This window comes from Nostoc sp. (assembly GCF_036919495.1).
Lineage (GTDB): Bacteria > Cyanobacteriota > Cyanobacteriia > Cyanobacteriales > Nostocaceae > Nostoc.
In genome coordinates this window covers 1-4,849 of record NZ_JBALBZ010000070.1, presented here as the reverse complement: position 1 = coordinate 4,849, position 4,849 = coordinate 1, and the positions used below count along the sequence as shown (strand labels likewise).

The window sequence follows — 4,849 nt, the reverse complement described above, 5'->3', positions numbered from 1 at the left end:
TCAATGTGTTTCAGTATGTTGCTCATATTTCTATGTCAAAAAAGCTCTCTGATGTTCTTTTACCACAGAACGTTACTATTTTGGAGATGTCTACTATAAAAAACGTAAATATTCTGTATTCTCCGTTTCATAAATAGGAAATAAGCAGTGTTACCAAAAAAGCCCCCCGCTACCAATCAAACTCAACGCTGGACATTTCCTCAACTTTTTGGACTGCTAAAACGTAATCCCTTGATGATTTCGCAGTGGGTGATCTGCTGGGTAGTTGTAGGTGTTGCTGGTGGTCTATTTGCTGCGTTGTACTGGAATGTTTTAGAACTTTTAACTCACCATCTGCAACGATTTGAAGGTTTTAGCCTCCTGATAGTGATGCCACTAGCTGGTTTAGTTATCGGGCTGGTGATTCATTTTTTAGGAAATCCCGGTGAAATCGCCGTGATTGTTGATAATATCCATTTTCGTGGCGGACGCTTAGATGCTCGCAAAAATCCCTCAATGATTCTTGCTTCTCTAATCAGCATATCGGCAGGCGGCAGTGCTGGCCCAGAAGCACCATTGGTGCAGGTAACAGGTTCTTTTGGTACTTGGGTTGCCGATCGCCTAAAACTCCAGGGTGAAGACCTTAGAACCATGAGTTTAGCAGCGATGGCAGCTGGTTTCACTGCCTTGTTTGGCGCACCTCTTGGCGGTGCAATGTTCGCCCTGGAGATTTTACACCATCAGCATATTGTGGAATATTACGAAGCCTTGATGCCAGCCATTGTTTCGAGTTGCGCTAGTTATTTGGTATTTGCAGCAATTACACATTTAGGAATTGCGCCGACTTGGCATTTTCCCCAGTACCACCTAGACAAGATTGATGATTTTGCGATCGCTATCATGTTCGGCATCATCGGGGCGGTGGCGGGATGGATTTTTATCGGCATTTTTCGGGGCTGCGATTACTTGGTTGCTCGAATTCCCGGCCCCATTTATGTACACACAACACTAGCAGGGTTCGGGCTTGGCACTTTAGCAGTTTTATTACCCCTAACCCGTTATTTTGGACATGAAGAACTAGAGTCAGTCCTCACTACTAACTTTCCTGCTGTTTTTCTCTTAACTCTTGCTCTTGGTAAAATGGCTGCCATTAGCATTACAGTAACAGGTGGGTGGCGCGGTGGATTCATCATCCCTTTGTTTTTCACTGGTGCTTGTATTGGTAAAGCAGTAGCAGTCTTAATTCCGGGGATTAATCCGGCCCTTGCGATGATTTGTACAATGGCGGCTGTTAATGCAGCTGTAACGCGTACACCCATAAGTACGACTTTGCTACTGTCAAAACTGGCTAATTTGAGTCCTTTTACGCCAATTCTTTTTGCCAGTTTAATTGGATTTTTTCTCGCGCCCAAAGTTCCCTTGATTGCATCTCAATTGAAGTCTCAGAGAGAAGTTACTCAATGAAGGGGTAAGTAGTAGTCTGTCAAGGGAAGTTTGAAGGGTAAAGGAACGAACCGCAAAGGAGAGGCAGTCGCAAAGAGCGCAAAGGAAGAAGGAAAGAAGAGTAAGTAAGGGACTTCCAAATAAAAAAATATACAACTATTTATTGTGGGGTGGGCGTCTCGCCCACCCATAGTCAAAGGCGGGCAAGATGCCCACCCCACAAGATTGGATAATTTATTTATTGGAAGTCCCTAAGTTCGTAGTAAGGACTTTAGTCCTAATCTTCTAAGCACTAAAGTCCTTACTACAAACCTTCAAAACTAGCTAGGTATTGTGTTAATTTAGGTATAATTATTGTTGATTAGCCACCAAGAGCGCAAATGTGCGATCGCTTGTTCTTTTTGTTTGGCTTCGACTTCGATCCACGGTGCTTGGTGGTAGACGTTGGGCATATCGGTAATCAAGTCGCTGTGTTTTCTGTCATTGAAAGCTTGCTCACCATTAGAAATATGGACTAATTGCCAATCTGGATTTGTCCAAGTTTCTCGCGCTGCGTAAAACATGGATGCTACACTTGGATGATCGTAGCTATCTAAATTTTCGTGGCAAATATGGTGATGGGCATCAAATACCATTGGTACGCCAGTTTGTTGACATACTGCTAAAATCTCATCCGCACTATAGGCGTATTCATCGTTTTCTAGAGTCAAACGGCTTTTAATGTTCTCTGGTAGTTCGGAAATTACTTTTACTAGTTGTTCAGCCCGTTGAGATTTGCCACCATGAATATTCATCAATGACCAAGGCGATCGCGGTAAGCCTAGTAAGTCAAATATACGTGCATGTCCTACTAAATTATTGATGCTTGCTTGTACCACTTCGGGAGAATCAGAACTCAGCACTACATATTGATCTGGATGCAACACCATTCTTATGTTCAATGCATTTGCTCGTTGACCGATTGTTACTAAATCAGCGCTCATTAACTCTAATATATTTGCGCCGATTTTGTCGTCTAAGTCACTTAGAGGAAATATTGCTGAAGACATCCGGTAAAGCTGAATTTGATTCTGCTCACAAAAGGAAAGGGCGTCATGCAAGCGCTGTAAGTTATGCCGATACAGTTCAGTTAGGGCGGTTTGGCGATCGCTTTGGGAAAGTTTTAAGTATCGGGTGCGTGTCATTGTCCGAAAACGCACTTGTTTGTCAGAGGTGATGCAAACTAGCCCTAAATGGGGCAGTGTACTTTTTTGGCACTGCTGTGAATTAGGTAAATTTGGAAACTCGATTACGGTCATTAACTAATACTAACTTATTGCCTATTTTGAGCCATTCTTTAATTTAAACAAGTTTTATCACTAGCTTACTAGTACCTAAAGAATGAAGCCTTATAGCGGCGGTTCTCGTTTACGTGAGGTACATCCGTAGGGGCACAGCAGGCCCATACCTGTCAACTTAAGCTAAAAATAGCTTAACTGAAAGCTGACTCACCCGCCTCGAACTAAAGTTCAAGGCTCATAGCTAAAGTCTACTGAAGTAGACTAAAGATTTTTAGGAATATTTAGTCATCTTCAGATGACTTCTGCTATTAGCAAGGAACTTTAGTTCCATGCGGGACATGGCTTTTACGTTAAGTTGACACAAATGGGTATTGCACCTTGCCCCTACACCTTGCGATATAATGTTGTACCGCATCTGAGTGGGAACCGCTATAACTGGAGTTTAGACTAAGCCATACAAAATGACCCAGCAGGGCTGAGTTAATCAGAGACTTAGCAAAAGTATGAATAATCTAAGGTATTAAACAGCAACAGATGCTTCTTTACGTGGTCGTGTTACTGTTTTTTTAACAATCGGGCATCGGTTTTTACGGTGACGCTTTTTTCCTGCTTCCCAACCAGGGGACTTTCCGCGAGGTTTGGGTGGAAGGGCTGGAGTACCAATCACCGCAAAAACTCCACCCATAGCTTGAGCGACTCGTCCAGGAGTCAAATTATCGATTGATTTTTGCCAGGGTAAAGGGTTGTCAGTAACGATATCACGGGCTAACCACAACTCCCAAGTCATCAGGGGCATTAAGTCACTCCATCTTTCAGATTGCTTGGGGGTACTTAGCTTGGGAACAGTCCAGTGGAGTCGTTGTTTTAAAAAGCGATACCAGTGATCAATTGTAAAGCGACGCAAGTAAAGTTGCCAAACTTCTTCTAAGGGAGGCATTTCTTCTCCTGCCCAAGCTAACCACAAAGGTTTCGATACTCGTTGATTACCTTGAACATCTTGACGTTCAACTCTTAAAAGTGACATCGGACGCGTCACCGCTTTACGGAAATGCAGATTTTTCCACAAGCTAACCCGTACCCGTTTTAGTTTCGGATCATCTACCTCGAAGACAGATGCTGCTTGGCTCCATGTTGTTGGTTCATTCAACTTGAATTTATCACCATGTTTCCTGGGACAGCCCAAACCCTTATAAGCTCCTGGCTCGCCCCATAAACAAAGATTTGAACGCAATCGTACCAAAATATCTGCTGGAATACTCGCAGTTTTTAACAAAAAAGGGGCACAACCATACTCACTGTCCCAAACTGAAATTGGTCTAACGGCTAAATGCTTACACACCTGTTTAAGTTGCCAAACCGCTTTCTGAATTGGACTTTCGGCACTTGTGATCCGTTCATGTCTCAAGGGTAGGGCCCAACTACCTGATTTTTCTGGTATCCAAGCAATTGTGCTATATCCTTGACCAATGGTAATCGGTTTATTTTCTGCTATGGATGTGCCACTATGCTCATAAGTCCTCTCTTGCAGCGTTACTGCATCCGGGCGAGGCCAGTTTGTGTGGTCGCCTGCTAACAAGGGTCGTCCCTCTACTGGTATCTGTTTGATGTATAACTGCATCAATTTCTGTCGCTGCGGTCTGCTATCTTGTAGCGCTTCATAAATACTTGGCAAAAGAGCGTCTGAATACTGGTGATAAGGATAAGTCTGCTAAGGAATAGACAGTGCGGGTCAGCAATATGGCATCTGTTAATTCAAAGCGCGTAGCGATCTTTGGCTCTACCTAAATATTTGTAGGCTACTTGACGAAACTCTTCAAGTCTGGCATTTTTCATGTTGGTAGGTGAGTAATGGTAGTTCTTTTCTCACCTTCTACCAAAAAGGGGACTGTATTCAATCAGACACCCCTTTTTTCTTGCTGATTATCTGATAATGATAATCGAATGGGGGGGGGTGGGAGAGAAACGAGCGTCGCTCGTTTCTCTCCCACCATTTTAATGATTATCATTATTGTATTATTTTCTCGGCAAGCATACTACACAATAATTGTTCAAGGTCGCGGATGCTTTGAGGCTGACAAGATAATATTTTTAACCTCTAATTCCATTTGGTTTGCGTTCTCTCATATCGCTTTTAGTCTAAACTCCAG

The 4,849-nt window shown here is 43.1% G+C and carries 2 protein-coding genes and 1 pseudogene; 1 reads left to right on the top strand and 2 read right to left on the bottom strand.

Going from position 1 to position 4,849, the window contains the following annotated elements; translation table 11 throughout:
• Nucleotides 1-147 precede the first annotated feature (147 nt).
• Nucleotides 148-1,443: a chloride channel protein gene (locus V7K25_RS09495; protein WP_335157257.1), complete on the top strand. Its 1,296-nt coding sequence runs from the start codon at nucleotides 148-150 to the stop codon at nucleotides 1,441-1,443.
• Between the two features lie 320 nt (nucleotides 1,444-1,763).
• Here the strand turns inward: V7K25_RS09495 and uvsE are convergent, their stop codons facing one another.
• Nucleotides 1,764-2,720 carry a UV DNA damage repair endonuclease UvsE gene (uvsE, locus tag V7K25_RS09490; protein ID WP_335157255.1) on the bottom strand — a complete coding sequence of 319 codons (957 nt, stop codon included), beginning with the start codon at nucleotides 2,718-2,720 and terminating at the stop codon, nucleotides 1,764-1,766.
• 502 nt (nucleotides 2,721-3,222) lie between these two features.
• Nucleotides 3,223-4,535 (bottom strand): annotated as a pseudogene (locus V7K25_RS09485) (NF041680 family putative transposase).
• Between the last annotated feature and the right edge of the window lie 314 nt (nucleotides 4,536-4,849).